This window comes from Paramaledivibacter caminithermalis DSM 15212 (genome assembly GCF_900142245.1).
GTDB lineage: Bacteria > Bacillota > Clostridia > Peptostreptococcales > Caminicellaceae > Paramaledivibacter > Paramaledivibacter caminithermalis.
In genome coordinates, this window is sequence record NZ_FRAG01000040.1 from 1 (window position 1) to 26,485 (window position 26,485).

At 30.2% G+C, this 26,485-nt stretch carries 31 protein-coding genes, 1 riboswitch and 1 other annotated feature; of the genes, 18 read left to right on the plus strand and 13 right to left on the minus strand.

Annotated elements, in window-relative coordinates:
- On the plus strand, positions 1–591 hold a 591-nt coding region (locus BUB36_RS13405), incomplete at its 5' end, for a YdcF family protein (RefSeq protein WP_330390499.1).
- Positions 592–797: 206 nt separating this feature from the next.
- Here the strand turns inward: BUB36_RS13405 and BUB36_RS13410 are convergent.
- Complete coding sequence (locus BUB36_RS13410) at positions 798–1,337, minus strand: DMT family transporter (RefSeq protein WP_084112043.1); 540 nt, start codon at positions 1,335–1,337, stop codon at positions 798–800.
- Between the two features lie 352 nt (positions 1,338–1,689).
- Between BUB36_RS13410 and def the strand changes: the two genes are divergently transcribed.
- The 15 genes from def (at position 1,690) to asnA (ending at position 13,801) form a co-directional block, all read left to right on the plus strand.
- The gene (def, locus tag BUB36_RS13415) at positions 1,690–2,139 is read left to right on the plus strand and encodes a peptide deformylase (protein ID WP_073151221.1); all 450 of its coding nucleotides are present in this window, start codon (positions 1,690–1,692) and stop codon (positions 2,137–2,139) included.
- Positions 2,140–2,326: 187 nt separating this feature from the next.
- Positions 2,327–2,755, plus strand: a complete 429-nt coding sequence (locus tag BUB36_RS13420) for a zinc ribbon domain-containing protein (RefSeq protein ID WP_073151224.1) — start codon at positions 2,327–2,329, stop codon at positions 2,753–2,755.
- Positions 2,756–3,079: 324 nt separating this feature from the next.
- On the plus strand, positions 3,080–3,910 hold the full coding sequence (locus tag BUB36_RS13425; RefSeq protein ID WP_073151227.1) for a VanW family protein: 831 nt from the start codon (positions 3,080–3,082) through the stop codon (positions 3,908–3,910).
- 96 nt (positions 3,911–4,006) lie between these two features.
- Positions 4,007–4,117, plus strand: a riboswitch (TPP riboswitch).
- 184 nt (positions 4,118–4,301) lie between these two features.
- Positions 4,302–4,592, plus strand: coding sequence for a thiamine-binding protein (locus BUB36_RS13430; protein ID WP_073151229.1), 291 nt, complete (start codon positions 4,302–4,304; stop codon positions 4,590–4,592).
- Positions 4,564–5,331 (plus strand): ABC transporter permease, encoded by a 768-nt coding sequence (locus BUB36_RS13435; protein ID WP_073151232.1) that lies wholly within the window; start codon positions 4,564–4,566, stop codon positions 5,329–5,331. Before BUB36_RS13430 ends, BUB36_RS13435 begins: the two co-directional genes overlap by 29 nt.
- A 17-nt stretch (positions 5,332–5,348) precedes the next feature.
- A complete protein-coding gene (locus BUB36_RS13440) occupies positions 5,349–6,383 on the plus strand; it encodes an ABC transporter substrate-binding protein (protein ID WP_073151235.1) in 1,035 nt (344 codons plus the stop codon).
- Positions 6,361–7,110: an ABC transporter ATP-binding protein gene (locus tag BUB36_RS13445; RefSeq protein WP_073151238.1), complete on the plus strand. Its 750-nt coding sequence runs from the start codon at positions 6,361–6,363 to the stop codon at positions 7,108–7,110. Before BUB36_RS13440 ends, BUB36_RS13445 begins: the two co-directional genes overlap by 23 nt.
- 22 nt (positions 7,111–7,132) lie before the next feature.
- On the plus strand, positions 7,133–7,804 hold the full coding sequence (locus BUB36_RS13450; RefSeq protein WP_073151241.1) for a class I SAM-dependent methyltransferase: 672 nt from the start codon (positions 7,133–7,135) through the stop codon (positions 7,802–7,804).
- On the plus strand, positions 7,783–8,046 hold the full coding sequence (locus tag BUB36_RS13455; RefSeq protein WP_073151244.1) for a YkoF family thiamine/hydroxymethylpyrimidine-binding protein: 264 nt from the start codon (positions 7,783–7,785) through the stop codon (positions 8,044–8,046). Before BUB36_RS13450 ends, BUB36_RS13455 begins: the two co-directional genes overlap by 22 nt.
- Before the next feature lie 187 nt (positions 8,047–8,233).
- Positions 8,234–8,794: a chromate transporter gene (locus tag BUB36_RS13460; protein WP_073151246.1), complete on the plus strand. Its 561-nt coding sequence runs from the start codon at positions 8,234–8,236 to the stop codon at positions 8,792–8,794.
- The gene (locus BUB36_RS13465) at positions 8,791–9,354 is read left to right on the plus strand and encodes a chromate transporter (protein WP_073151249.1); all 564 of its coding nucleotides are present in this window, start codon (positions 8,791–8,793) and stop codon (positions 9,352–9,354) included. Before BUB36_RS13460 ends, BUB36_RS13465 begins: the two co-directional genes overlap by 4 nt.
- A 112-nt stretch (positions 9,355–9,466) precedes the next feature.
- Positions 9,467–10,309: a fumarate hydratase gene (locus BUB36_RS13470; protein WP_073151252.1), complete on the plus strand. Its 843-nt coding sequence runs from the start codon at positions 9,467–9,469 to the stop codon at positions 10,307–10,309.
- A 121-nt stretch (positions 10,310–10,430) separates the two neighbouring features.
- Positions 10,431–10,976 (plus strand): Fe-S-containing hydro-lyase, encoded by a 546-nt coding sequence (locus BUB36_RS13475; RefSeq protein WP_334293006.1) that lies wholly within the window; start codon positions 10,431–10,433, stop codon positions 10,974–10,976.
- 11 nt (positions 10,977–10,987) lie between these two features.
- Entirely contained in the window at positions 10,988–12,166 is a 1,179-nt protein-coding gene (locus tag BUB36_RS13480) for an NAD(P)-dependent malic enzyme (protein WP_073151258.1), read from the plus strand.
- Between the two features lie 218 nt (positions 12,167–12,384).
- Positions 12,385–12,645, plus strand: a binding site (T-box leader).
- Between the two features lie 133 nt (positions 12,646–12,778).
- On the plus strand, positions 12,779–13,801 hold the full coding sequence (gene asnA / locus BUB36_RS13485; protein ID WP_073151261.1) for an aspartate--ammonia ligase: 1,023 nt from the start codon (positions 12,779–12,781) through the stop codon (positions 13,799–13,801).
- Positions 13,802–13,943: 142 nt separating this feature from the next.
- Here the strand turns inward: asnA and BUB36_RS13490 are convergent, their stop codons facing one another.
- On the minus strand, positions 13,944–14,603 hold the full coding sequence (locus tag BUB36_RS13490) for a TetR/AcrR family transcriptional regulator (RefSeq protein ID WP_073151264.1): 660 nt from the start codon (positions 14,601–14,603) through the stop codon (positions 13,944–13,946).
- 422 nt (positions 14,604–15,025) lie between these two features.
- Here BUB36_RS13490 and BUB36_RS13495 point away from each other — a divergent pair, with 422 nt between their 5' ends.
- The gene (locus tag BUB36_RS13495) at positions 15,026–16,510 is read left to right on the plus strand and encodes a hypothetical protein (protein WP_073151267.1); all 1,485 of its coding nucleotides are present in this window, start codon (positions 15,026–15,028) and stop codon (positions 16,508–16,510) included.
- Between the two features lie 263 nt (positions 16,511–16,773).
- On the opposite strand, the gene BUB36_RS13500 is transcribed toward BUB36_RS13495, so the two are convergent.
- From BUB36_RS13500 to BUB36_RS13515, 4 genes are all read right to left on the minus strand, one after another.
- A complete protein-coding gene (locus tag BUB36_RS13500) occupies positions 16,774–17,346 on the minus strand; it encodes a hypothetical protein (protein ID WP_073151270.1) in 573 nt (190 codons plus the stop codon).
- A gap of 249 nt (positions 17,347–17,595) precedes the next feature.
- Positions 17,596–17,991, minus strand: a complete 396-nt coding sequence (gene queD / locus BUB36_RS13505; RefSeq protein ID WP_073151272.1) for a 6-carboxytetrahydropterin synthase QueD — start codon at positions 17,989–17,991, stop codon at positions 17,596–17,598.
- Positions 17,966–18,643: a 7-cyano-7-deazaguanine synthase QueC gene (gene queC, locus BUB36_RS13510; protein ID WP_073151275.1), complete on the minus strand. Its 678-nt coding sequence runs from the start codon at positions 18,641–18,643 to the stop codon at positions 17,966–17,968. The genes queD and queC overlap by 26 nt, the downstream gene beginning before the upstream one ends.
- 1 nt (position 18,644) lies before the next feature.
- Entirely contained in the window at positions 18,645–19,304 is a 660-nt protein-coding gene (locus tag BUB36_RS13515; RefSeq protein WP_073151278.1) for a 7-carboxy-7-deazaguanine synthase QueE, read from the minus strand.
- A gap of 350 nt (positions 19,305–19,654) precedes the next feature.
- Here BUB36_RS13515 and BUB36_RS13520 point away from each other — a divergent pair, with 350 nt between their 5' ends.
- Positions 19,655–20,830: an IS110 family RNA-guided transposase gene (locus BUB36_RS13520; RefSeq protein WP_073151281.1), complete on the plus strand. Its 1,176-nt coding sequence runs from the start codon at positions 19,655–19,657 to the stop codon at positions 20,828–20,830.
- A gap of 226 nt (positions 20,831–21,056) precedes the next feature.
- Here BUB36_RS13520 and BUB36_RS13525 read toward each other — a convergent pair whose 3' ends face one another.
- The 7 genes from BUB36_RS13525 to BUB36_RS13555 are packed head-to-tail and all read right to left on the minus strand — an operon-like array spanning position 21,057 to position 26,469.
- A complete protein-coding gene (locus BUB36_RS13525; protein WP_073151284.1) occupies positions 21,057–21,824 on the minus strand; it encodes an ABC transporter permease in 768 nt (255 codons plus the stop codon).
- 3 nt (positions 21,825–21,827) lie between these two features.
- Positions 21,828–22,631, minus strand: coding sequence for an ABC transporter permease (locus tag BUB36_RS20665; RefSeq protein ID WP_073151288.1), 804 nt, complete (start codon positions 22,629–22,631; stop codon positions 21,828–21,830).
- Entirely contained in the window at positions 22,628–23,590 is a 963-nt protein-coding gene (locus BUB36_RS13535; protein WP_073151291.1) for an ATP-binding cassette domain-containing protein, read from the minus strand. Before BUB36_RS13535 ends, BUB36_RS20665 begins: the two co-directional genes overlap by 4 nt.
- Positions 23,591–23,604: 14 nt before the next feature.
- Positions 23,605–24,234: a PIG-L deacetylase family protein gene (locus BUB36_RS13540; RefSeq protein ID WP_073151294.1), complete on the minus strand. Its 630-nt coding sequence runs from the start codon at positions 24,232–24,234 to the stop codon at positions 23,605–23,607.
- Position 24,235: 1 nt separating this feature from the next.
- Positions 24,236–24,988: a class I SAM-dependent DNA methyltransferase gene (locus BUB36_RS13545; RefSeq protein WP_073151297.1), complete on the minus strand. Its 753-nt coding sequence runs from the start codon at positions 24,986–24,988 to the stop codon at positions 24,236–24,238.
- Positions 24,988–25,785 carry a glycosyltransferase gene (locus BUB36_RS13550; RefSeq protein ID WP_073151299.1) on the minus strand — a complete coding sequence of 266 codons (798 nt, stop codon included), beginning with the start codon at positions 25,783–25,785 and terminating at the stop codon, positions 24,988–24,990. Before BUB36_RS13550 ends, BUB36_RS13545 begins: the two co-directional genes overlap by 1 nt.
- Entirely contained in the window at positions 25,786–26,469 is a 684-nt protein-coding gene (locus tag BUB36_RS13555; protein ID WP_073151302.1) for a DUF5591 domain-containing protein, read from the minus strand. It lies immediately after the preceding gene.
- Positions 26,470–26,485: the final 16 nt, after the last annotated feature.

Genomic DNA, 26,485 nt, shown 5'->3' on the forward strand with positions numbered 1-26,485 from the left:
ATATATAAGGAAAGGAAATTGAAGTTGAAAAAAATAATATTTTACATTGGTATATTATTGATTTTATGGTTTGCAATACATATTACAATTACAGTAATTGATGGATTAAATGATGAGCTTGAATATGTGGATGCTGCTGTTGTGTTAGGAAATAAAGTAGAAGAGAACGGTGAACCATCGAAAAGATTAAAGAGCAGGTTAGATAAAGCAGTAGAATTACATGAAAAAAAATATTTTGAATATATAATAGTAAGTGGAGGACTAGGTAAAGAAGGCTTTGATGAAGCTATAATAATGAAAAAATATTTGATGAATAGGGGAATTAATGAAGAAAATATTATAGTGGATAGTAAGGGTAACAATACAATGATGACAGCTAAAAATTCCAAAGAGATTATGAGCAAGAAGGGTTTTGATTCAGTTATGGTGATTACCCAGTTTTATCACATAACGAGAAGTAAATTGGCATTTAAAAGAGTAGGGTTTAAAAAGGTTTATTCAAGTCATGCAAATTTTTTTGAATTAAGAGATATTTACTCTTTAATCAGAGAATTTTTTGGATATTATAAATATAGATTTGTTCGTATTTAAGTAGGGTTTATGGGAAAAATAAAAATAACAAATATATGGATAAAATGAGTCTATTTAGTAATATATTACATCTAAAGACTAATAACATAGAATGGGATTACGTTACTGCAAAAGCCTGTTATCTTGTAGATTTTGTATACAAGATAACAGGCTTTTGCAAATCGATATTTATACGTCTAATTGCTTTTTCAGTAATATTATCTATTTTAGAATGATTTCTTTAAACGATTATTCATATACCTATCTAAAATACCACTTACACCAACTAATGAAATGAGTATAAGAATACCTCCTAGAACAATTCTAAATGTCAGCAAATCTGAAAATATACTAACTCCTAATATAACACCAAAGATAATACGACTGGCTGATACCAACGAACCTTTTGCTGAATCAATATATCGATATCCCATTGTAATAAAAATTTGACCTAGCACCCCCATTAAACCAGACATTAACATATAGAAAACAACAATTAGTTGCGGTATAACTAAATTTGGCAGTATAATTATGAAACTAATTAAACTCCCAATAAACATCAAATAAAATATAATCAAATAACTTTTAACATATTTTCTTGCCTCCCGTAATGCACAGAACCCAAATGCAGCTATTATACCAGATATCAATGCTACTAAATCACCGATATTTATGTTATGAAAATCTGGAACAACAATTAAATAATAACCAACTATTGTTAAAATCAAGAAAATACAATAGATTCTTTTAATCTTTTCTTTATTCATGTATGGTATGGTGCAATTAGGAATACAGAGACTGGGTAAGTCATATTTAACATATTGGCATTTTTTATAGTTGTATACTTTACACCTATAAAAAAAAGTATTATTGCTAAACTATTAAAGATTCCTCTTTAAAAAACATATTTTATATTATTTGTTTTTTTATAAGAAATGAAAAATATATTTATGGTGAAAGGAGGACTCTAACAACATTTGGGGTCTAAGAAACCTACTATTTTCCATTAATTGCTGATAATTAAGATAATATATGATGTTATGGGAAGATATGTAATATAATATAAGTATGATTATTTACTAAAAAAGTTAATCCATATAATTTTAAGGAGTGTGAACAATGGCAATAAGAAATATAAGAACTTTAGGAGATGACATATTAAGAAAGCAAAGTAGAGCAGTAGAGAAAATTGATGATAAGGTTTTGATTCTTCTTAAAGATATGGCAGACACCATGTATACGAAAAATGGAGCAGGTTTGGCAGCACCGCAGGTAGGAATACTTAAAAGATTAGTTGTAATAGATATGGGTGAGGGACTTATTAATTTAATTAACCCTGAAATAATTGAAACTCAAGGAACTCAAAAAGTAGTAGAAGGTTGTCTGAGTATACCGGGAAAATGGGGTAAATTAGAAAGACCTGCTGAGGTTAAGGTGAAGGCCTTAAATGAAGCTGGAGAGGAAATAATTATTACTGGAGAAGGAGATTTTGCAAAGTGTTTATGCCATGAAATAGATCATTTAAATGGAATATTGTTTATTGATAAAGTTACAGAATTCCTTGAATAATATAGATTTCCAATAGTAAAACTTAATTCATATATGGTTAAAGGAAGTATAAAATATCCTTAAATTTAAGAAATTATTAAGTAAAAATCTAAAGGGAATTAATGAAAAATAAGAGAATTATATATATTGCAGTAAAAAGAAGAATGAGCTAAAGTTTAAAAAACATAAATAAATGGAGGGATGTAAAATGAAAAGCATTAAACCAGGACGTGGCCCTTCTGGCATGTCTTTTATAGGGTCTGTGGTTGCAGTGGTTTTTGGTATTTTTTGGACTATCGTAGCTTTTGGTATAACAGCAAAATCTCCATTCGGGGTTGTGGGCATGGGCAGTATATTTCCTTTATTCGGTATAGTTTTTATAGTTATGGGCGTGATTCAAGCGGCTTATCATTATAAAAATGCTACAGGAAAAGATCGTTTTTCTGAATTTGATATAGTAGATTCATCGGAAGAAGAAGATCCTTCTGATAAATGGATTAAAAGAAAACCTGAAGCTAATGGGGAAAAAGAAGATCAAGAATATTTAAATACTGAAAAAAATTATTGTCCATATTGCGGAGCTTCACTTGATAATAGCTATTCCTTTTGCCCAAAATGTGGAAAGGCTATAAAATAATCTAGAATCTACCTTCATTGAAACCTTTTATTCTGATGAAGGCGATTCTTCTGATAATATAGTAGTCTGGATTCCAGATTATAAGCTTTTATTCGGTGGATGTCTGGTAAAATCCTTAGATTCACAGAATTTAGGAAGTACAGAAGATGCCAATGTTAAGCAGTGGACAGTTTCAGTAAAAAAAGTTATGGAAAAATATACAGATATTGAAATAGTTGTACCAGGTCATGGTGAAAAGGGAGATTCAAAGCTACTTGAACACACCCTAGAGCTTCTAAAAGATAAATAGCAGTAAGTAAATTTGAGAGAAAGGTAGTAAGAAAATTGAATGGAAATATAAAGCCAATCAAGAGATCAAGGATTCGGATAGCATTGGGTAAATTATTTTATACCTATAAAAGGTATAGTGAGTGGTATTTTACTAGCAAAAAATATACAAAAACATATTCTGCTTCCTTGCTGCCAGAGATTATTTTCACACATAAAACTCCATTATTTAGGAAGCTTAAGGATGTAGATATGTGGATGCAGCATAATAAAGTCAATAATTTGAGAATAGCTGCTAAAAAATTGAATGGCATAATAATAAATCCAGGAGAAACATTTTCATACTGGAAGCTCATAGGTAAACCTAATAGAAGAAAAGGATATGTAGAGGGTATGGTGCTATTTTATGGAGGCTTTAAAGCAGGCGTTGGGGGAGGATTATGTCAATTATCAAATCTGATATATTGGATGACTTTGCATACTCCATTAATGGTAACCGAGAGATATAGGCACAGCTATGATGTCTTCCCCGATTCCAATAGAACGCAACCCTTTGGAAGTGGAGCCACATGTGTATATAACTATAGGGACTTGCAGATATATAATGGAACAAATCAAGCCTATCAGCTAAGGGTATATTTAACAGATGAATATTTAGTTGGAGAATGGAGAACTACTGAAAAACCCATGTATACATATGAGGTATATGAAAAGGAGCATAAGATTACCCATGAATATTGGGGGGGTTACGTAAGACATAATGTAATATGTAGAAGGGTTTTTGATATCAATAATAACATAGTGGATGATGAATATATTACAGAGAATCATGCTCTCATGATGTACCAACCCTTTTTAGAAGAACATACTAAGAATTCAATATGTTAAGGCGTTTAAAAGTATAACTTAATAAAGGATGGTGTATATATTTTAGTTTATATTGACTCTTTACAATTTTAGGTATAGAATTATATATGAAAAAAACAAATAAAAGTGGGGAGCTGGAGAAATCTGGCTGAGAGGAAGCTGTATTGCTTCGACCCGTATAACCTGAACTGGATAATGCCAGCGGAGGGAGAATATTGTCTTAATATTTTTCATTGATATTCAATAACCCCTTATTCAGTTTAGGATAAGGGGTTTTAACTATCCACAAACCATTGCGTGTAAAGTTTTTAATGCTTATAAGAATGACCCTAAAACTTGCAACTTGGAACATGGAACTTGCAACTAAAATGTGCCCTACGGACACCTTTGTCCTTGAAAGGAGAGAATTAATATGGCAAACATAAACGTAAGTCTTCAAATTTTACCAAGGGTACCAGATGAAAGAATCTATGAGGTGGTTGATAAGGTTATAGCCTATATAGCTTCTACAGGAGTAAAATATGAGGTTGGACCAATGGAGACAACAATGGAAGGAGAGCTTGATGAGCTTTTAGAAATAGTTAAAAAGGCACAAAATATATGTATAGAAGAAGGAGCTTCTAGAGTTTTATCAGTTGTAAAAATTGATTATAAACCCGAGGGCGTGACTATGAATGAGAAAATTGGGAAATATAGAAAATAGATTAATACCTATTGGATTTTTGGGAATATTAATCTTCATATGGCATTTTGCAGTTGAAAGCGGTATCATAAAGGGCTTCATGCTTCCATCACCCATTGATGTAGGTACAACATTATTTAAGATTTTACCTGAAATTAAACCCCATATAATGGTAACTCTGATAGAGGCCTTTTATGGATTTATACTGGCCATTGCTTTAGCAATATTTTTAGCTGTACTTATGGACAATATATCAATTCTTAAAAAAGCCCTTTATCCACTTATTGTGATTTCTCAAACTATACCAATACTAGTATTAGCTCCACTTTTTGCTATGTGGTTTGGGTTTGGGAAGCTACCTAAAATTATTGTAGTAACACTAGTATGCTTTTTTCCTTTAATAGTAAGCCTATCAGAAGGCTTTGATTCTGTAGATAAGGATTTATTAAATTTGATGAAATCCATGGGAGCAAGTAAATTAAGAATATTTACCTTAGTAAAGTTTCCTGCATCTATGGTCAATTTTTTTACAGGACTTAAGGTGGCTGCTACATATTGCATAATGGCAGCATTCATAGGCGAATGGATGGGAGGAAAAGAGGGTCTAGGCCTATACATGATGAGAGCAAAAAAATCTGTACGAATAGATAAGGTTTTTGCTGTGGTAATTTTAGTAGTTATACTGAGTATGCTGCTATTTAAATTTGTAGAAGTATTGCAGAAATCATTAATGCCTTGGAATAATCAAAGTGAACAATAATGTTAGGAGGAGACACTATGAAAAGATTTGGAATATGTTTATTAGTTATGGTATTACTGATTGGAGCATTATCAGGATGCCAAAGTGAGAAAAAACCGCAAACTGAAACCGAACAGCCAAAGCAAACAGAAGAATCAAAAGAAGAGGTTCAAAAGGTAACCTTTATTTTAGATTGGCTTCCAAATACTAATCACACAGGAATATATACTGCCCTTGAAAAAGGATATTTTGAGGAAGAGGGTTTAGAGGTTGAAATAGTACAGCCTCAAGAAGGTGATGCCAATGCTCTAGTAGGAGCTGGTAAAGGCGAGTTTGGAGTAAGCTTCCAAGAACAAGTTACTATGGCTAGAACAGTAAAAAATAATATACCTATAAAGGCTATAGCAGCTATAATACAGCATAATACATCGGGATTTGCTTCTCCTGTAGATAAGGGAATAAAAAGCCCTAAGGATTTTGAAGGGAAAAAATATGGTAGCTGGGGAACTGACTTAGAGAGAGCTTTCTTAAAGACTCTTATGGAAAAGGAAAATGCTGACTTTCAAAAGCTTGAAATATTAGATTTAGTAAACTATGACTTCTTTACAAGCGTTACAAATGATGTGGATTTCCAATGGATATTTTATGGTTGGGATGGTATAGCTGCAGAGGTTAAGGATTTTCCAATTAACTTTATAAAGCTGCAGGATGTTGATCCAAAGCTGGACTTTTATACTCCTGTTATTATTACAAATGAAGATACAATAAAAAACAAACCAGAATTAGTGAAGAAATTCTTAAGGGCAGCCACAAAGGGTTATGAATTTACAATAGAAAACCCTGAACAGGCTGTAGAATATCTATTAAAGCATGCTCCAGAAACAGATAGAGACATAGCTCTAGCTAGTCAAAAATACTTAGCTGAGGAATTTAAGAAGGATGCTGAAAGATGGGGAGAAATGAAGCTAGAAGTATGGGAGACCTTTGGTAATTGGATGTTTGAAAATGGACTTCTTGAAAACAAACTAGATGCAAAAGAGGCATTTACCAATGAATACTTACCAGAAAAATAAACTTTCTATTAATAACATATATAAGAGCTTTGATGACATTTTAGTTGTAGATGATATATCACTTGAGCTTAAGGAAAATGAATTTGTTTCTTTATTGGGTCCAAGTGGAAGTGGAAAGAGTACACTTTTTAATATAATAGCAGGGCTTATTTTGCCAGATAAAGGGAAGGTTTTTATAGAAGATAAGGACTTTACTGGGAAAACTGGAAGAGTAAGCTACATGTATCAAAAAGATTTACTTTTACCTTGGAAAAGAATTATAGATAATGTAGCACTGCCTTTAGTGATAAAAGGTATTAATAAGAAGAAATCTAGGGAAATGGTACAAAATTATTTTAAAATATTTGGGCTGGAGGGCTTTGAATACAAATACCCCTTCCAGCTTTCTGGCGGTATGAGACAGAGGGCTGCTTTAATGAGAACATATATGTTTTCAGAGGATATAATTTTGTTAGATGAACCCTTTGGGGGACTTGATGCCATAACTAAGAGGAGAATGCAATACTGGCTTTTAAATGTGTTAGGTACCTTAAAGGCATCAATTCTTTTCATTACCCATGATATTGATGAAGCGATATTTTTATCCGATAGAATCTATATATTGTCCGATAGACCTGCAAAAATAAAGGCAGAAATAAATGTGGAGCTTCCAAGGCCTAGAGAAAATGAAGTTATCACTTCATCAAAGTTCAATGAGCTTAAGAAGGAGATAATGAGTATTTTGTAATCATAAAATGGGGGGTGTATAGATGACGTTCTTTAACAAGGAAGCCGATTCTTATGATGAATGGTATGAAACAAAGTTTGGGAATTTCATTGATACGGTTGAAACTAACTTAGCATTTAAGCTATTTAAACCAGAAAAGGGTATGAAAATTTTAGATATAGGCTGTGGAACTGGAAATTTTAGTATTAAATTAGCTCAAAAGGGATGTAAGGTAGTAGGAATCGATATTTCCCAGGAAATGTTGAAAAAAGCAAGGCAGAAAGCTAAAAAAAAGGATCTTGATATCGAATTTTATGAAATGGATGTATATGATCTAGATTTTCAAGATGAAACCTTCGATGCAATATTTTCTATGGCTGCCTTTGAATTCATAAAGGAACCATTAAAGGCATTAGATGAAATATTTAGAGTAGCTAAGGATAATGCACAGGTGTTAATAGGAACTATTAACAAAGACAGCAAATGGGGAGATTTATATTTAAGTGAAGAATTTCAAAAAAATACAGTATTTAGATATGCTGATTTTAAAACCTTGGATGATCTAAAACAATTAAAAAGTGATAAAGTAGTAAATAGTGGAGAATGTCTCTTTGTACCACCAAATGCTAATGAAGAAGATATAACTATGGAAAATGAGATAAAGCTTTCTAAAAATGAACGAGGTGGATTCATATGTGTTCTATGGAAAAAATAGCTTCCTGTGAGATATCTTATATACCAATTATGAGTGAAAATTATATTGATGATGTTAACAGGGTTATAGATATTATAAAATCCTGTGAGCTTGAATGTAATATTGGAATTCTTTCAACAACCATAAGAGGAAATAAAGATAGGATATTTAGTTTAATAAAAGAAATCTATGACACCATGGATGAAGTAACAAGTTTTACTATAGATATAAAAATATCTAATATATGTGGTTGCAACAAATAAAACAGTAAAAAGCAATCTTATTTCTTAGTATACCTCTCATATAGATAATAAAATAAAATTTATTCTATATGGGGGGTTTTTGTATATTAAATAATCTAAGTAAAATGAGAAATGATATGAGGGAATGTATTATTTAGAATAATTATGATATCATGAAGAGAGTGATTTGTAAATTTGGAGGATAACAATGGAAGAAAATAAGAACATATTATGGCAATTATTTAAAGTATTTTTTAGAATAGGTCTTTTTACTATTGGCGGAGGCTATGCCATGCTACCTATGCTCCAAAGAGAGGTTATAGAAAAGCATAAATGGGCAACGGAAGAAGAAATAATGGACTATTATGCCATAGGGCAGTCTACTCCAGGGATTATAGCAATAAATACAGCTACATTTATTGGATTTAAGGAAAAGGGTGTTATTGGAGGAATTATAGCTACATTAGGAATGGTTGTACCTTCATGGTTTATAATAATATCTATAGCAGCTTTTTTTCAGCATTTTGCAGATAATCCTTGGATACAAAAGGCTTTCGCAGGAATAAGGGTTGTAGTCGTAGTACTTATTTTAAATGCAGTAATAAAAATGGGTAAAAAGGCTATTAAAGATTGGATTGGAATGATTATTGGAATTATAGCCTTTATAATAGTTGTTTTTTTACATTTATCACCAATTTATGTCATTATTAATGCTGGAGCTATTGGTATATTACTAAACGCACTAAGGATGAGAGGAAAGCAGATATGATTGAGCTATTTAAGATTTATTGGATTTTCTTTAAAGTAGGTTTATTTACCATCGGGGGAGGTTTAGCAGCTCTTCCTTTATTACAAAATGAAGTCTTGATGCGAGGTTGGGTGAATAAAGCTCAATTTGCAGATATGATTGCTGTTTCACAATCTACACCTGGGCCGATTGGTATCAATATGGCTACTTATGTGGGCTTTAATCAGATTGGGATTATTGGCTCTGTGATTGCGACATTAGGAATGGTAACACCTTCTATTATTATAATTTGTATTATTGCTAAATTTTTAAGGCATTTCAATGAAAATAAGCTGATTCAAGGGGTTTTTGTAGGTTTAAGACCAGCTGTAACGGGTCTTATTGCAGCGGCAGCATTTAGTATAGCTTCAATTTCTATGTTTAACATTGAGCTTTTTAAATCAACGGGGAATATAGTAGGTTTGTTTAATTTAAAGGCACTAATTTTGTTTGGAATTTTTATGTATGCTACAAATAAATGGAAATGTCATCCTATGTTATATATAGGAGCTGCAGGATTAGTTGGAATGTTTATTTTTTAAAAATAAAACATAATATATTAGCAAAGCTATTTAAAATTTTGCTATTGTGAAAATGGTTAGAGATATACTATAATTAATGATAATTACTTAATTAGGAGGTAAAACTAAAAAAATGCGGAAATTACATGTAAAAGAAATTACTCAAGCCGTAAAGGAAATGTGTATCAGTGCAAATTATAATCTTGGAAAAGATGTTATAGATGCTTTTGAAAAAGCTAAAGAAAATGAAGAATCCCCTGTAGGAAAAGAAATAATTGAAAATCTTATAAAAAATGCCCAAATAGCTAGATATAATCAAATGCCAATGTGCCAAGATACAGGAATGGCTGTTTTGTTTGTTGAGCTAGGCCAAGAAGTTCAGCTTTTAGATGGAAATATTACTGATGCCATAAATGAAGGTGTTAGGCAAGGCTATAGTGAAGGATATCTAAGAAAATCAGTTGTAAGCGACCCTTTAATAAGAAAAAATACAGGGGATAATACACCTGCAATAATATATTATGATATAGTTCCAGGAGATAAGGTAAAAATAACAATAGCACCCAAGGGATTTGGAAGTGAAAATATGAGTAAAACAAAAATGCTGAAGCCCTCCGATGGAATAAAGGGGGTAGAGGATTTTGTAGTTGAAGTAGTATCTCAGGCTGGACCTAATCCATGCCCTCCTATAGTTGTAGGGGTAGGAATTGGTGGAACATTGGATAAGGCGGCAAATATGGCGAAAAAGGCATTAATAAGGCCTATAGGTGAGCATAATGAGCTTCAGCACATAAATGAAATGGAAAAAAGGCTTTTAGAAAGAATCAACAACCTTGGTATTGGACCCCAGGGGTTAGGAGGAATAACTACTGCCCTGGCTGTAAATATTGAGGTTTTTGCAACCCATATAGCAGGTTTACCCGTAGCAGTAAATATAAACTGCCATGCTTCAAGGCATGAAGAAAGGATTATATAAATCCAAATGGATCATAGTAAATCCAAATGGATCATAGTAAATTCAAAACTATTTGCAGATTTTTAAGCTTTCTATGAATAATCTGGATTTAAATAAGGAGAGACCAAATATGTCAAAAAATATAAAAAGAATAACAACACCTTTAACTGAAGAAAAAGTTAAATCTTTAAGGGCAGGAGACACTGTTTATATAAGTGGAGTAATATTTACAGGACGAGATGCAGCCCATCAAAGATTGATAGATTCACTTAAAAAAGGAGATAAGCTACCCTTTGATATTAAAGATCAGATTATATATTATGTAGGGCCTGCTCCAGCAAAGCCAGGACAAGCAATTGGGTCTGCTGGTCCTACTACTAGCTATAGGATGGATGAGTTGACAGTTCCACTCCTTGAGCTAGGATTAAATGGCATGATTGGAAAGGGAAGTAGAAGTAAAAAAGTAATAGAAGGTATGAAAAAATATGGGGCTATATATTTTGCTGCAATAGGAGGAGCTGGAGCCCTTATTGCTGATTCAATAAAAAAGGCTGAAATTATTGCCTACGAGGATTTAGGCCCTGAAGCCATAAGGAAATTAGAGGTGATGGATTTTCCTGTAATAGTGGTTATAGATAGTGAAGGAAATAACTTATATGAAACTGAAAGGCAAAAATATAAGAAATAGGAGGATTAAATATGGTAAATTACAATGAAATGGCGTTAAGATTACATAAAGAAAACAAGGGGAAAATATCAGTAGTAAGCAAGGTGAAGGTTGAGACTAAAGATGATTTATCTACGGCTTATACTCCAGGAGTAGCACAACCCTGTAGGGAAATAGATAAAAACAAAGAAGCAGTTTATGATTATACATCTAAGGGAAACCTAGTGGCCGTTGTAAGTGATGGAACAGCAGTACTTGGCTTAGGAGATATCGGAGCAGCTGCTTCTATTCCAGTAATGGAAGGGAAGGCAGTACTTTTTAAAAGCTTTGCAGATGTAGATGCCTTTCCAATATGTTTAGATACTAAGGATGTTGATGAGATAGTAAGAACAGTTAAGCTTTTAGAGCCTGTGTTTGGTGGAGTTAATCTTGAAGATATAGCTGCACCAAGATGCTTTGAAATCGAATCAAAACTCAAGGAAACTTTAGATATACCTGTATTTCATGATGATCAACATGGAACAGCTATTGTAGTGGTAGCGGGACTTATCAATGCATTGAAGCTTGCAGGAAAGAAAATGGAAGATATCGAGGTTGTTGTTAATGGTCCAGGGTCTGCTGGTATAGCTATATCAAAATTACTTTTAAGTCTAGGTGTAAAAAATATAGTTTTATGTGGAAGAAAAGGAGCATTGCATAAGGATTTACAGGATATGAATTGGGCTCAACGTGAAATGCTAAAAAGTACTAATAAAAATAACGAAACTGGAAGTCTAGAAGAAGTTATAAAGGGTAAGGATGTATTTATAGGGGTATCTGCTCCCAATATAGTTACAAAGGAAATGATTTCTACCATGGCAGATAAATCAATAGTTTTTGCTATGGCTAATCCTATTCCAGAGATTATGCCTGATGAAGCAAAGGCGGGTGGAGCATTTATAATAGGAACAGGAAGATCGGATTTTCCAAATCAGGTAAATAATGTATTAGCATTTCCAGGGATTTTCAGAGGAGCATTAGATGTTAGGGCATCAGATATTAACGAGGAAATGAAAATAGCTGCAGCCCATGCCATAGCAAATACAATAGCTGAATATGAGCTAGATAGAGATAATATATTACCGAAGGCATTTGATAAGAGAATAGCAGAAAATGTAGCTGATGCTGTAAAGAAAGCTGCTATAGAAACCGGTGTGGCTAGAAAAAAATAGCATTGAAAAATACAAAAAATATTTTTTATGCATATAGATATTTTGGTAAAACAGTTAATTTATACATATCAAAAATCCACAAAAGCTCTAGATATTTTGATATGCATAAATTAAGTTTTACTATGGAAAATCTATATATATATATAAATAAATATGAAGAAAATCCTTGACAAACAATAGTAGATATCTTATAATTTATTACAACAAATTAACAAGATTAAAAAACTGTGAAGAGAAGAGTAGATGCAAGGCAGAGTTTTAGCGAGCTGGTTATGGTGGGAGTCCAGTACGAAGTCTGTATTGAAGAACGTCTCTGAGTTTCTAACCGAAAGTCCTTAATGGATAAGTAGACTTAGACGGAGCCAAACCGTTATTAATTGGGCAGTATCGAGTAGAAATAAGTCTATTCTGTACTTGTTAAGAGAGCAATTTATTGCTAATTTGGGTGGTACCGCGGAAGTAAGCCTTTCGTCCCTTGTAGAAGAGGGATGAAGGGCTTTTTTTATTGGTTATTGATAACCGGGAATCAATAATCAAAGCCAAAGCGAAAAATTGTTTTGTTATCAAGTAGCTATAATAATAGAGAATAAAAGAATGAGGAGGAACTTTATTATGAAGTCTTTAGAAAAAGCTTTAATTATACCAAAGGATTATGAAGTAAAAATGAATTTAATAGATACAGAAATTGGAATTAAAATAATTAAAGATTATTTTGAAGAGCATTTAGCTAAGGAGCTTGATTTAACTAGAGTGTCAGCACCACTTTTTGTTAGACCAGAAACTGGATTAAATGATGATTTAAATGGTATAGAAAGACCTGTTTCCTTTGATGTACTGGGGATTGGTGGTAAGGATGTTCAAATTGTACATTCATTGGCTAAATGGAAACGCATGGCATTAGCTAAATATGTATTTGAAATAGGGAAAGGATTATATACTGATATGAATGCTATAAGAAGGGATGAGGAGCTAGATAATCTTCATTCGATATATGTGGATCAATGGGATTGGGAAAAGATTATTTCAAAGGAAGAAAGAACCGAAGAAACTTTAAGGGATACTGTACAGAAAATATATGGTGTATTTAAGGCTACAGAAGAAAAAATATGTAGTGCTTATTCTCAACTTGAAAAGCAGCTTCCTGAAGAAATATTTTTCATTACATCTCAAGAGCTTGAAGACAGATACCCTGAGCTAACACCTAAACAAAGAGAAGATGCAATAGCTAAAGAAAAAGGTGCTGTATTTATAATGCAAATAGGTGGAGAGCTTAAATCAGGTATTAGGCATGATGGTAGAGCACCAGACTATGATGACTGGACTTTAAATGGAGATATAATTTTCTGGTATCCTGTTCTAGAAATGGCATTCGAAGTATCTTCTATGGGTATTAGAGTTGACGAAGATGCATTAGAAAGACAATTAAAGTTGGCTGGATGTGAAGATCGCAAAGAGTTTTCATTCCATAGGGCTTTATTGGAAAGAAAATTACCCTATACAATAGGTGGAGGAATTGGGCAGTCAAGAATGTGTATGTATTTTCTGCAAAAGGCTCATATTGGAGAAGTTCAAGCTGCTATTTGGCCTGAAGAAATGATTAAAGAATGTGAAAAAGCAAATATTATGCTGCTATAGAAATCAACAGATTTTATCTGTTGATTTTTAAGTGCTTTTATAGATATTATTATGGGTATAGAAGATCTAATAAAGCAGGAAAAATGTTAAATGATTAACAAGAAAATTAGAACAAATGTTGACTGAACTATTACAGGGGTTATTAAATACTAAAGGATTCAAAAGCTTGTTTTATATATTTTATTGTTTTATCTACTGCTTCATCTATACTATAATTAACTTGATTATTTAGTATTCGTAAAAGCATACCCTCGTAGATTAAAAGAATCATTTCATTTATTTGTTCTAGATGTTCTTCCTTAATAAAACCTTCATTAACACATGCCTTAAGAACAGCCATATCTCTAACATAAATATTTTTTTCCATAAGCATTGGAAGAACATCAATAGACTGCTCTCCTAATTCTTCTGGAAAAATTGCATAATATTCTTTAATCACATCATTAATAGAATTACTGTATTTATCAAAGAAAATGATATAATAAATTTTAGGGTTTTGAAAAGAATGATAGCAAAAACATTTCCATATATTAAAAAATTTATCTAAAGCATTCTTAGAGTTTTTTAAATAATCTGGTAGACTAAAAGCATAATCCCTTAGATATTTCATGGAAGCAAAAAAAAGTAAATGGTTAAGGTCGTTAAAATAATTATAAAGAGTTGCACTATTATAGCCTGCAATGTCGGCTACTTTTCTTATTGTAACTGATTCTATTCCTTCATCTTCAATGATTTGATTTGCTGCATCAATGAAATATCCCATCATACGCCTTTTTTGTATCTTTTTCTTTCTGTTTCTCATTTTTATCACCATCTATCTATTGCAATTAATTCTGTAGAGTCCTTAACTATTATAGCATATTCAAGGCTAAATTGTAGAGGTTATTAAATAATTAAATAGTTTGAAGGGAATTATTGATATAAAATTAAGAGGTTCAACCGCGAATTTTGTGATTGAATAAAGTTTCCATAAATCACATTATCAATTAATTGGTAAAAAGGGTACAAAAAATCCGATACCTCCCTTATCATTTTATGTTTCCTCGAAAACTCTAAAGGTCAGATAACTCAGTCGTCATAGAAACGTCTGATTTTTTCTTTTCCTCCAGATTTTTCGATTTTTTTATTGATAAATTTCAAAAAATATTTGACTTTTTAAAACGCCCCTAATAATGAGGATGAACGGATCTAATTTCGTTACTTCTCATTAAAGGTGGTTTTTTTATGCTAGGCAATTGGCGTACTCACGATGAATATCGAAAATCTGTAGTCGAAAATCTTTCGCTTTTGGCTCAAATCAACCCTTCAGCACTGTTTGAGTATGAAAAAAAAATTTCTAAACTCTATATTCTCAATCTTGATACATTAAAAACAATCATTGCTCCACTTTATTCTAACACTGGTAGAACATCTAACTTTCAACCTGAAATTTTCAGATCTTTTATACTCATGAATCATCTAGGACTCACTTTGGACCAGTGGTGCTTCAAAATCCAAACTAACTTTGTCCTTAGAATCGTCGCAGGCTTTGATTCTACTAACCTTCCTGGTATTGCTTCTTACTATGATTTTATAAATCGTATCATTAAGCTTGATGAAAAACCAAAGCTTAAAAAGAAGAAGTGTAAACCTTCTAAAAAGGTTGGCAAAGGTAAGAAGTTACCACCTAAAAAACCTGGTATTGTTAGTCGAATAGTTGATAGGATCCTTCGTGGAAGACGTTTTGATCGCTGTCCTGAACTCATCCTTCAAAGGATTTTTGCTGACGTCTGTGTCAAGCAATCTATTAATTTAGACCTAATCAAAACAATTTTATCCATTTTTGGTGATGGCACATGTATCAAAACAGGCGCCTCTCATTTTGGTGTGAAAACCTGCGAGTGTGAAGCCTTCCAGTGCGATTGCCCTCGCAAGTTTTCGGACCCCAATGCGACTTGGGGATGGGATAGCCATAATAATCTTTGGTTTTATGGCTACACCAGTTACTTTATTTCAACATACAACAAAGACTTGAAGGTCGATTTACCACTCTACTTAAGGCTTGTTGATGCGAAACGCCATGATAGCATCTCTGCTGTTGTTGCCATTGCTGAATTCAGGGACCTGTATCCAGATTTAACGGTAGATACTTTTATTTCAGATAGCGCCAGCGATAATTACTCTACTTATGAGCTGCTAAATCACTGGAATATCAATGCTGTCATTGATCTAAACTCTGAAAACAAAGGTAACCGTAAATATCCTGCTCATCTGACTATTGATGAAAAAGGGATCCCTATTTGTCCTAGCGGACACAAAATGATTGCCAATGGCTTTTTTGGCAAGGATCGATGTCGCCTTAAGTGGCGATGTCCTAGGGTTCTAGGAAAAGTTCAGCGTTCTGATGCTTGTGACAATTGTTCACCTTCAAAGTATGGTAGAGTTATTTATACCAAGCCCTCTTGGGATCTAAGGCTTTTCACTAAAATTCCACGGGACTCTTTGAAGTGGAAACTAAAAATGAATGAACGTACTGTTGCTGAACGTGTAAATAACAGAATTCTAAACCACTACGGCATTGAAAATGCTAAAACAAGAGGCAAGAAAAGAATCTCATTCTTTATCACCATCGCTGCCTTTAATGTGCACTTAGATGCTCAAATCAACTTGTTAAAAGCAATATCTAAGTTTGATTTTTGCAAGATTTTTAGTATAAAAACCGTTGTTTAAACATGATATGAATATTTTTTAAGTCTATTTTCAAATAGGCTAGCTTTGCTGTACCCTTTTTTCTAAAATACTCCAAAACCAACTATTCAAACCCTTGTTTAGATTATTTTTTCCAAAAATTAACTTTTGCTATTAACTAGTTTTCGAGGTTACTCCATAGAAAAAACAGCCCGAAGTCTGTAAAAGTATAGAAATAATTTTTTGTTCGCTTTCTTATCTTGATGATTATGTGGCAATTTTCCTAGCAACATTAGATCTCACCACTATAATATATTCAAGCTTCTTAATATCTCTATAGTTTTTTGTTTGAAATTATTCAAATCTTCTCTTTCTAAACAATCAATATAATGCTCAAAAGACAGATACATATTGTAATAGTGAAAATCAGCTATTTTTTCAACTTTTTTCAAACTGTAGATTTTATATTTAACAAATTCTTTTTTTATTTCATTGTAAATGTTATGCGATAGATTTGAAATTGTTTCTACTATTATACTTAAAAAATCGTTCAAATAAATATCTCTATTAATATAGAAAAGTGCTATGGAAAAAAGCCTATTACGGTCAACCATATATTTAGATATTTCGGTTAACCGTTTAAGTAGATATAGAAAAAAATCTACAAAATGCCATTGATCCGTTTTAAACAGTATTCCAATGACCATATTTTTTTCTTTACAATTTTCAACACGATATTGAGTAATATAATTTTGATTTAAATAATTTATATTGTATTGTGATTCTAAATTTATTGTATTATTTAAATATTTTCTTAATATGGTAGTAATATCACTTTCATTTAAATCAGAATCCAAATATATTGTTGTATTTTCCATATTAAAAGCTTTCTTACAAAATTTACTTATTTTGTCGCAAAACATATAATTTAATTCAGATATGTCTTCTAAAATAGTTGTATATTTATTATTAATATTTTTATGATCTTTTTGGCATAATATTTAGACAATATAATCCAAATAACGTTTAACAGATAATAATTTTTCATATTAATTAAAATTTTACCTTGCTTATCTCAATTAGTTAAAATAGTACAACGTGTTCAACTAGGTTAAATTGATAAAATACTAAACCTTTTCTTTTTCTACCACTACAAAAGATGTAGGCGTTTCATATAATGTTATTGATTCTAACTCTAATTCATTTTTATTAGTACTTATTAATCTTATTTCAGCATCCCATTTTTTGAAAATCCATGAAGCTATATATTCTGCTGTTGTATTAGGTACATCTATACTATCATTTAAGTTGGTATGATCTAAGCTGTTTTTTATTTTTTTGTCCCATATTTCTTTTATTTCTTTATAATCAATTATCATACCTATTTCATTTAACTTTCCTTTTATTCCTACAATCAGTTTATATGTATGTCCATGTAAAAATTTACAATCCCCTTCGTAGTTCAAAAGCTTGTGTGCTGCATCAAACAAGAATTCTTTATACACTACTTTTTTTAATTTCATATCTATATCTCCTTTTTTCAAATTCTAACAGACCTTTATTTCTTAACTTACATGCTGGACAAGTTCCACAACCATCACTCATAATTCCATTATAGCAAGTAAGCGTATTTTCAATGACAAAATCATACGCTCCTAAATCATATGCTAACTCCCAAACCTCTGATTTATCAAGATGAATTAGCGGAACATGAATTTTAAAGTTTCTGTCCATTGCTTTTTTTAGAGTTTCTTGTGAATTTTTTATGAAAGACTCTCTACAATCAGGATACCCACTATAGTCTGCTTCACTTGCTCCTAAAACTAAATCTCCAATATTTTCTTGATAAGCTACAATTGATGCATATGTTATAAAAAGCAAATTTCTTCCAGGAACAAATGAATTAGGATATTCTTTTTCGTGAATCTTTCCTATTGGAATATCTATATTTGTTAAAGAACTAGTAGTAATTATATTTTTAATTTCAGGTAATTTTATAATTTGATGAGGAACCTTTAATTTCTCTGTGATGGATTTTGCTACTTCTACTTCTTTTATATGTCTTTGATCGTAATCAAAAGTAACTGCTTTTACAAAATCAAATTTTTTAATAGCCCAAAATAAACAAGTTGTACTGTCTTGCCCTCCACTAAATATAACTATCGCTTTTCTCATGTCATACACCTCTTTCTTCTGAAGACCAAATTAATTTGTGTAGTTGGTAATTTATTCTCCAATCTAATTTATTTTTTAAAATATACTTGGCTATTTCTTTTGGTTGTATAGTTCCTGCAACAAAACCAATTAAAATCTTACCTTTTTTATAATAGCACTCTAATATTTTGTTAATACTTATTAAATCGTTATAATCTGATATTACAAATTTTATTTCATCTGTATCTCTTAGAAATTTAAAATTATTAGTATTCATATTATTAATTTCATAACTACCTTCCAACTTATAATCCATTACTATTTTTAACTTGGAGGTATTATATCTCTCTGTTATTTTTGAAATATCAATAGAACCATTTGTTTCTATTGATATAGTTTTTACAGAATTATCATTGACAAATAAATCTATAACACTAATTACCTCTTCATATTGAAGTAAGGGTTCTCCTCCAGTAATACAAATATTGGTTGGATTTTCTTTTTTAACAAGATTATAAATCTGCTCTACAGAATATTCTATATATGAGTTTTTCTCATAGCTATATTTCGTATCACACCAATTACATCTTAGATTGCATCCATATAACCTAATAAAATAAGTAGGTTCTCCTACTAAAGTGGTTTCACCTTGTATACTATAAAATAATTCGCTTACTTTCATATATCTTCACCACCTTGTATAATATAGTTTGTAAAACACTCCAAAATAGAAATCTTATCTAATAGTTTTCATCTACTCTTCCTACCTAGTAGCATGAAAACTAAAGAACTTGTCTATTTAAAAACAATTTGAGATAATTGTTCTCGTAAACAGATAGAGATTTTCGTTCACCACCTTGAGGCATGAATCCTCCTAAAAAAGAGTGATATCTCTGCTTTACGAGTTTTTGGGAATAAGCTGGATGTTGATTAGCTAAAGCTAATTCTTCGTATGTCTAACAAGGCTGTAACTTGTAAAGATTAGAGTGTATATCTATCTGTAATTTAAATTAAAATTGTGAGGTGTTTTGTATGATTATAGTAGGTATCGATATAGGTAAATTCAATCATGAAGCTACGCTTATTGATATTCAGGGTAATATAATCGGTAAATCAATTAGATTCTCTAATTCTCATCAAGGTACAAATAAACTTCTTAAGTATATAAGAGAAAATAATCCATCTAATGATGAAATAATATTTGGTCTAGAAGCTACAGGTCATTATTGGTTAGCCCTTTACTCTCGTTTATTAAGTGAAGGTTTTAAAATTAACGTAATCAATCCAATACAATCTGATAGTTTTAGAAATCTATATATTAGAAAAACAAAGAATGATTCAAAAGACTCTTTTATCATAGCCGAAGTTATACGCTTCGGAAGATTTACATCTACTAAGCTTTCTGACGAAAAAATATTAGCCCTTCGTAAGTTATGCAGATACAGAACCTATATGGTAGACCAAATATCAGATTTAAAACGTAAACTAATTAGTATCCTTGATCAAATTTTCCCTGAATATTCTAAGCTCTTCTCTGATGTTTTTGGTAAAACATCAAAAGAGCTTTTACTAAGTCACTGGGCACCTGAAGAAATAGCAAATCTTGATACAGACTACTTAACAGAACTTTTATTAAAATTAAGTAAAGGCAGATTAGGTATTAAAAAAGCTACTCAAATAAAAGAGACTGCTGCAAATTCTTTTGGAATTAAAATAGCAACTGATGTCTTTACTTTTCAGATAAAGCAATTACTAGAACAAATTAAATTCATAGAAGAACAACTTAAAGAATTAGAAAAAAATATTGCTGATAATTTTCAGACCTTTAATAGTCCCTTAACCTCAATACTAGGTATTGGACCAGTTCTTGGAGCAATAATCCTTAGCGAAATTGGTGATTTTTCTAGGTTTAGTAATGGAGCAAAACTGGTAGCATATGCTGGTATAGACCCTACTGTTAGACAATCTGGAGAATTTAACGGTATTCATAACAGAATGTCTAAAAGAGGTTCTCCATACCTTAGACGAGCCATATGGATGGCTGCTACAGTTGCTGCATTTAAAGATACTGTTCTAAATAATTATTACAACAAGAAAAGGTCTGAAGGTAAACATCATTTAACTGCCGTAGGAGCTGTCCCTCGAAAGCTAACCTATATTATTTATGCTGTAATACGTGATAATAAAGAATATACTCCAATGGCTTAGTTAAAAAGAATAATTACCCTTCGGGTTATTAAAATTAATAACCTCTTTTTGTCATGCCAATTTTTAGTTGTTTAATTATAATGTTTTATTCAATTTTCCTACTTGACATTTAATAGCTGGTCTTTTACTATTTCTTAGTAATATATAACCCTTTCTTATTCATCGTGCATTTCTTTAGATTTTTTTCATACTACTTTGTTTTTTATTGCCTATTACTAGTTAGTTTTTAGATATTTGCACTTTCATATTTTTTTAATCCATAAAACCAAATCATCTTATATATTAAATAAAATACTATTAGTTCAATTATTAATAAGTATATTAAATTATAATCTTTATTTACAAATATACTTACTGGTGAATTTGAAACCAAAACAACTGGAAATGCAATATGAAAAATAATGAAAAATACACCTTTGAAAATTGCAGTAGGAAATTTCATGAAATCCAATGAGGAAAAAAATACCTCATGTAGTTCATCGATTTTTATAAACCAGAAGCTTGTACACATTATTGAAAACCATATAAAATACAATAACAGCATAGCTGGAATACTTATAAGCATATATTTAAGTATCATAATAATATCTACATCTAGCTTTCTTATTTGTAAAACCACTATAAAAACAGCGGGAAAAAAATTAGCTAAACTCCCATAGTCAAGATTTCGTATTGAAATTAAGTATTGCGATGAAATAGGGATAACTAAAAATAAATCTAAAGTACCTGTTTTTATATAGTAAGGTATTCGTGTCAAATTATTTATAAAGAAAAACATAAGTATAGATTTAATAATCTCTGTTGTTCCAATTAATAGAAATATTTGAGACTTTGACCATCCTCCTATAAAATCTGTATATAAATATATGTATTCGTAAAACAATATTGTAATTATAAACCATACTAGACTGTCCATTATACTAATTAAAGCATCTACCTTATAGATAAAAAATTTCTTTATATTTAACTTCAATATATATACAAACAACTCCACATTTTATCCCCCTAAAGAACTATACTTTTTTATGCCTAATTTCCACAATAAACTAATTGCAAAACCAAATAAAATTATCCATATTAATTGTACTTGAAGAGCCTCATATATGTTAAAACTATTAGGTTCAATAATAAATTGTGCTAGAAAATGTAATAAATATGAAAAAGGAGTGAATTTGATTACTAAAAGTAATTTAGCTGGAAAAAGATAAAGTGGTATAATAGTTCCTAGAAAAAATTCCATAATTATCTCTATTGTATAAAATAAAGAACCTACTTCGTCAAACACAAAACTTAATAAGGATATAAGATAATAGATTTGAAAATATAAAATATATGTACCCATTAAAGCAAATATGAAAAAAATAATACTTTTAGGTGTACTTAAATTTAAATATAAATTAATATTGAAATAATAATTTATAAAGAAACCTACAAATAAAGTTGGAACTGTAAGTATGCACATTGATGTTAATTTTTTACCTAATGTTTTAAAAAATATATACTTAAAATAATTTATGGGTTTTATAATATAATTTGATAATTTTCCATATTTAATATCTTCGTTTACTTCCCAATGAAAAGAGGGGGTTAAAAAAATTTGAAATACCTTAATTATAAAAATATACGTGATTGTATACTCAAATGTATAGTTTTTGATGTATATTTTATTGCTATATATTGTACTCCAAAGCAAGATATAGGCAATCAAAGGCAAGTAAGATAAGAGTATCTCAAATATCATGTTTGCTCTATATACAAAACTTTTTTTAAACTCTATTACCAAATAGTACAGATACATCATATATTTCCTCTCAATTCCATTACATCAAATATATTTAATGATTCTACTACATGCTCTCTAATTATAGAGCTTGATGCTACTATTGATAACAATTTTCCAATATACTTTTCTTCTACTATACATACAATTTGTTCCTGTTCAAGCCTTATATTTTTACACAAATTTCTGACTCTTACATCATCCAATACATTCGAAGCTGTGGAAATTTTTAATTTCCTTAGTTCTTTTATATCCTTAAATAAATCATTTATTTTTTTATCTACTACTACTTCTCCATTATTCATATACAATAACCTATTGCAGGTAGAATTAATGTCATCCCAACAGTGACTTATCAAAAGTAATGTAGCTTCATTTTCCCCAGTATATTTATTTATAAAATTTCTAATAGCTATTTGAGATTTATAATCTAAGCCAATTGTTGGTTCATCTAAAAAAATAATATTGGGTCTATGCAAAAGAGATACTATTAATTCACATTTAATTCTTTCTCCTAGTGATAATAATCTTACTTGTGTATCTAATACTTTTCTTACATTTAAAAGATCCACTAATGTATTTAACTGATTTTTATAATCTTTATCTGATAGTTTATATATTCTTTTATGTAGTTCAAAAGTATCTTTTGGAGTTAAATCAGGTATTAATTGTTGTTTTTGCCCTAAAACCACGCCTATTTGTCTTAGGTATAATTTATTTCTTTTGAAGGGCTTATTTCCATTTATTGTGATATTCCCACGGGTAGGTTCAATTAAACCAATCATCATTTTTATTAAAGTACTTTTACCAGCACCATTCGCACCACAAAGAGCAACTCGCTCTCCTCTTTCTATGCTAAGAGTAATATTCTTTACTGCTGGAATATCTTCATTTTTTGAAAATATTCCAAAGCAATTTTTTATATTTGCATTCAATTTTCTTCTTTTATATGACTTACATAAATTTTCAATTTTAATCATAAATTAAACTCCTATCAATAGCCTTTTAATTTATAAACTTCTGCAAAATCAACTCCAACTTGCATTCCTCTATAAGCATTTAATCCCTCGGTACCATTTATAAGGTTTGAATTTCTTTGTTGAGATTTATACTTAGCGATTAGCTTCTTTTTTTCTCCAATAAAGTTAGTAATGTTAATATGAAAGTTAAATTCTTCAAGTGGTGTCCACACTTCGTAAAGATATCTCTTGCTTATAACATTTGATTTAATACCTCTGCTATAATTTTCAGCTAAAAAACACGCTCTATTTGTTACATCATTTACTAAAGAATGATCAAAATCACTTTCTTTTGAATGCGGATAATAGATAGAATCTGGATAAAAGTCCAATATAACTTTTAGTAATTCGTTTACCATTACATCAAAATGAATTGTTTTTCTTTCCTCAAAATCCAATATAATATATTCTATACCAAGATACTTACTAATATCTTCTGCTTCCTGTCGTCTGATTAGAGTTTCTTCTTTGGAAATCGAATTACCAAAAACAACTACAACTTTTACTTTTTTTTGTAAACTTAACAATTTTAAAATTAAACCTCCACAGCCTATTATCTCATCATCTATATGTGGAGCAATAAATAAATGTTTGTCATTTGGCATATTATACTCCTTTTATAGCTTCAATAATATAATATTGACTATTTTTATTGATTTTATTTTTTAAAAAGTCTCCATATTCAGCTATAATTTTAAGATTACATTTCTCAAAGAGATATCTTAATTCCTGAAGATATGTGTATCTTGAAATATATTCTATATTGTAATATCTTCCATTCAAGTTGACACTTAAAGAATCTTTTTTTAATTGTTTTTCAAAATTATATGCTCTTTTTTGATATACTTTAACTTTACTAGTTTTTTCATCTGTTGACTTATTTGGCAGAGAATCATATAAATGTTTTGTAGTATTATTTGATATAAATGGAGCTGCTTCTATGTCAATAATAAGTTTAGCTTCATTTCCCAATTTATCCGCTATTTTATTCAAATTTTGTTGTTGTTCTTCAGGAGTAAGAAAATATTCAAATACCCCTCCACTTAAAAGAATAAAATCATAATTCTTAGTAAAAGACTGGCTCGTTAAAAAATTATCTACTGTAATATTTATATTCTTTATTTTCAATTCTTTTAACTTATTCATACCTTTTTCTATCATGCTTTCAGAAATATCAAAGGCATCTATCTCCTTTGCATAACTAGATAAAAAAATAGCCAGCCTACCTGTTCCACAACCAAAATCTAATATAGTTGGGTTATCTTTTTCTCTTATTTTTTCTAAATAAAATTGAAAAAAATTTATAGGTTCTGGAATTAAAGCATCGTAAATTTTTGATAATTCTTTGTATTGATCCATCAATTCAACCTTCTTTCTTGATGTTTACTGTTATCATCATATCCTTTCTTAAAAAAGATTAACCATATTATTAAATATAGTGATAATAATAAATCCTTAGTAAATTTGTAAATTTTTCTAAAATCTGATATTAAAGAAATTTCAATAGGATAATACCCACTTTTTTCCAATCTTACCCCATCAGCATGTCCAAAACCATAGTTATATGAAGATTTCAAATCAGCTTTTAAAGATAGCGCTGCATGATTGATAACAGCTTTTTTATCAAAAAATATTTTCATTCCTTTTTTTCTTATTCTAACGTCTAAATCATAGTCTTCTGTTGCAGAAAGTCTTTCGTCAAAGTAATACTCTATTTTATCTATTATTCTTTTATTAAAACCTAGTGGAGGAGCATAAGCATTTCTTTTATTTATATGTATTTCTCTTGATTTCGCAACAATTTTTTCAAGAATATTATTATATTGAAAACTTATAATTCCCTTTACAATTTCATATTTATCTAAATTTTTATCGAATCTTTCAATTACATTTCTTCTAAAAGTACAATCAGAATCCATTAATAAAACTTTAGAATAACTACTTTGCATTATTCCTTTATTATAGGATTTCGTTAGTGAGGCTTCCTTTAATCTAAATATTCTCAAGTTATTTTTATTAATTTTATGCAGTCTCTCCACAAAATCATCAGAAGAACCATTGCAAACAATAACAATTTCACAATTATCATAATCTATAGAATTTATACATTTAAATATTTTTTCATCATCTTTTACTCTAATAACTATACTAATCATCTATATTTCCTTTATTATCTTTGATAATTTTTCATTTAGATGGTCTAAAACTTTCGGTTGTATATATAATTCACCTGGATCTCTTAATTCATATAATTTACTTTTCAAGCTATTTATAAGGTTATTGTCAAATATTAGGTATAACTCAATATTATTCTCACGGCAAACTTTGTTTAACGCTGAAAATAAATTACTTTTCTTATTTATAATAAAAAAAGCAACAACTTTTTTATATTTTTCTTTATTACTTTCTATATATCTTATTATTCTTCTAATCAACTCTTTATTATAGTAATCTAGAATATGTTTTTTCCTATCTTTTTCATTAATAAAATTTAAGTTAAAATCATATGCACAAAAAGTTTTATTCATCTGATATTCATATGGTACTAATCCAGAACTTGATAAAATAACAGGATGTAGTTTTTTATATTTATTTGTCACTGCTCTAATTTTGTATCCAATATATGAAAAATCATATGGTTTAGACCAAGTACATGGTTGTAAGAAAAGTACATCTTTACCTTGCGGAACTTCATAACTATCTGAGCAAAAAAAATTTTCCCACCAGTCATACTCTTCATTTCTAATAAACTCTTTCGTAACCCCTCTTCTGTATTTCACTTCTGTAAAAGGAGTATTTTCTAATAATATATATTCTTTAAAGTTAGGATATTGTCTCATTTCAACACCTCTATCA

Bases quoted from the DNA above. Each gene is read 5' to 3' on its own strand.
- asnA (WP_073151261.1), top strand. From the start codon at position 12,779: ATGAAGTCTTTAGAAAAAGCTTTAATTATACCAAAGGATTATGAAGTA.
- BUB36_RS13430 (WP_073151229.1), top strand. From the start codon at position 4,302: ATGGCAAACATAAACGTAAGTCTTCAAATTTTACCAAGGGTACCAGAT.
- BUB36_RS13480 (WP_073151258.1), top strand. From the start codon at position 10,988: ATGGTAAATTACAATGAAATGGCGTTAAGATTACATAAAGAAAACAAG.
- BUB36_RS13515 (WP_073151278.1), bottom strand. From the start codon at position 19,304: ATGAAAGTAAGCGAATTATTTTATAGTATACAAGGTGAAACCACTTTA.
- BUB36_RS13450 (WP_073151241.1), top strand. From the start codon at position 7,133: ATGACGTTCTTTAACAAGGAAGCCGATTCTTATGATGAATGGTATGAA.
- BUB36_RS13495 (WP_073151267.1), top strand. From the start codon at position 15,026: ATGCTAGGCAATTGGCGTACTCACGATGAATATCGAAAATCTGTAGTC.
- BUB36_RS13460 (WP_073151246.1), top strand. From the start codon at position 8,234: ATGGAAGAAAATAAGAACATATTATGGCAATTATTTAAAGTATTTTTT.
- BUB36_RS13545 (WP_073151297.1), bottom strand. From the start codon at position 24,988: ATGGATCAATACAAAGAATTATCAAAAATTTACGATGCTTTAATTCCA.
- BUB36_RS13550 (WP_073151299.1), bottom strand. From the start codon at position 25,785: ATGATTAGTATAGTTATTAGAGTAAAAGATGATGAAAAAATATTTAAA.
- BUB36_RS13410 (WP_084112043.1), bottom strand. From the start codon at position 1,337: ATGAATAAAGAAAAGATTAAAAGAATCTATTGTATTTTCTTGATTTTA.
- queC (WP_073151275.1), bottom strand. From the start codon at position 18,643: ATGAGAAAAGCGATAGTTATATTTAGTGGAGGGCAAGACAGTACAACT.
- BUB36_RS13470 (WP_073151252.1), top strand. From the start codon at position 9,467: ATGCGGAAATTACATGTAAAAGAAATTACTCAAGCCGTAAAGGAAATG.
- BUB36_RS13420 (WP_073151224.1), top strand. From the start codon at position 2,327: ATGAAAAGCATTAAACCAGGACGTGGCCCTTCTGGCATGTCTTTTATA.
- BUB36_RS13455 (WP_073151244.1), top strand. From the start codon at position 7,783: ATGTGTTCTATGGAAAAAATAGCTTCCTGTGAGATATCTTATATACCA.
- BUB36_RS13500 (WP_073151270.1), bottom strand. From the start codon at position 17,346: ATGGAAAATACAACAATATATTTGGATTCTGATTTAAATGAAAGTGAT.
- BUB36_RS13535 (WP_073151291.1), bottom strand. From the start codon at position 23,590: ATGATTAAAATTGAAAATTTATGTAAGTCATATAAAAGAAGAAAATTG.
- BUB36_RS13540 (WP_073151294.1), bottom strand. From the start codon at position 24,234: ATGCCAAATGACAAACATTTATTTATTGCTCCACATATAGATGATGAG.
- queD (WP_073151272.1), bottom strand. From the start codon at position 17,991: ATGAAATTAAAAAAAGTAGTGTATAAAGAATTCTTGTTTGATGCAGCA.
- BUB36_RS13445 (WP_073151238.1), top strand. From the start codon at position 6,361: ATGAATACTTACCAGAAAAATAAACTTTCTATTAATAACATATATAAG.
- BUB36_RS13435 (WP_073151232.1), top strand. From the start codon at position 4,564: ATGAGAAAATTGGGAAATATAGAAAATAGATTAATACCTATTGGATTT.
- BUB36_RS13555 (WP_073151302.1), bottom strand. From the start codon at position 26,469: ATGAGACAATATCCTAACTTTAAAGAATATATATTATTAGAAAATACT.
- BUB36_RS20665 (WP_073151288.1), bottom strand. From the start codon at position 22,631: ATGATGTATCTGTACTATTTGGTAATAGAGTTTAAAAAAAGTTTTGTA.
- BUB36_RS13440 (WP_073151235.1), top strand. From the start codon at position 5,349: ATGAAAAGATTTGGAATATGTTTATTAGTTATGGTATTACTGATTGGA.
- BUB36_RS13465 (WP_073151249.1), top strand. From the start codon at position 8,791: ATGATTGAGCTATTTAAGATTTATTGGATTTTCTTTAAAGTAGGTTTA.
- BUB36_RS13520 (WP_073151281.1), top strand. From the start codon at position 19,655: ATGATTATAGTAGGTATCGATATAGGTAAATTCAATCATGAAGCTACG.
- BUB36_RS13490 (WP_073151264.1), bottom strand. From the start codon at position 14,603: ATGAGAAACAGAAAGAAAAAGATACAAAAAAGGCGTATGATGGGATAT.
- def (WP_073151221.1), top strand. From the start codon at position 1,690: ATGGCAATAAGAAATATAAGAACTTTAGGAGATGACATATTAAGAAAG.